Below are 934 nucleotides of genomic sequence, written 5' to 3'. Positions count from 1 at the left end.
CCCCCGTGGCGCCCCGCCGGAGCCGGACACCGTTGCAGGTGCCGCAACGCCAGTCCGGCGCCGGCGTCGAACACCAGCGGCATTGCGGCACCGCAGAGCTTCCGCTGGCCCCGGCGATGGCCAGCGGGCCGCTGCAGGACGTACAGCGCGCCGGTTCGCGGCAGTTTTCGCAGGCGAGCGACGGCGCATAACCGGCCCGCGCCACCTGGACCAGGACGGGGCCGCGCTCCAGTCCGTCCTTCGCGGCACGCCAGGCCGCGCCCGGCAGCCGCGCGATCCTGGCCAGCGGATCGTGTTCGAGTTCGTAGCTGTCCGCGGTGTTCAGCACGCGCGGAACGCTCCGGCGGACGACGGCCCGGTCCGCCTCCACCGGCCACGCCCAGCCTGCCTCGATGAGGCGCTGTGTTTCCGTGCTCCGGGTGTGCGCGGCGAGCAGGCAGGCGGCGCCCTCCTGCTCAGCGCGCAGCAGCAGGACTTCACGGGAGTGGGCGTAGGGTGAGCGCTGCTCGATGTGGAGGTCGTCGCCGTCGTCCCAGCAGACCACGAGGCCCAGATTGTGGACGGGAGCGTAGGCGGCGGACCGGGTGCCGACGGCAACCCCGGCCGCGCCGATGAGGATCCGCAGGAAGCTGCGGTAGCGCGGGGTCTGGCCATCGTCGGCGGTGAGCCGGGCGACGTCACCGGCCGGCAGAAGCTGCAGGAGGGCCGCTTCCACCCGGTCCAGGTCGCGGTAGTCGGGCACGACGACGACAGCGCCCCGGCCGGAGAGGCGCACGGCCGCCACAGCCTCGGCGATCAGGCGTGGCCAGCCTCCGGGACCATAGCCCTGCAGCGCGCTGAGCACGGCACGCGGCGACTCGCCCGCATTGAGGTGCTGCAGGAAGGCCGGGCCGTTGCGGTACGAAGACCAGCTGGAGGCTTCCAGACCGGCGGG

General features: G+C 73.8%; 1 protein-coding gene (running past one end of the window). It reads right to left on the bottom strand.

Annotation, left to right across the window (positions count from 1 at the left end; all coding sequences use genetic code 11):
* The coding region annotated (locus tag K789_RS0121810; protein ID WP_024368594.1) for a hypothetical protein crosses the window boundary (this coding region is incomplete at its 3' end): on the bottom strand, positions 1-934 show 934 of its 1,456 nt. The annotated region continues 522 nt past the right edge of the window.

Source organism: Arthrobacter sp. TB 26 (genome assembly GCF_000427315.1).
Taxonomy (GTDB): Bacteria; Actinomycetota; Actinomycetes; order Actinomycetales; family Micrococcaceae; genus Arthrobacter.
Note: the sequence above shows the minus strand (reverse complement) of the source record. Positions and strands in the feature narration are given on the sequence as shown.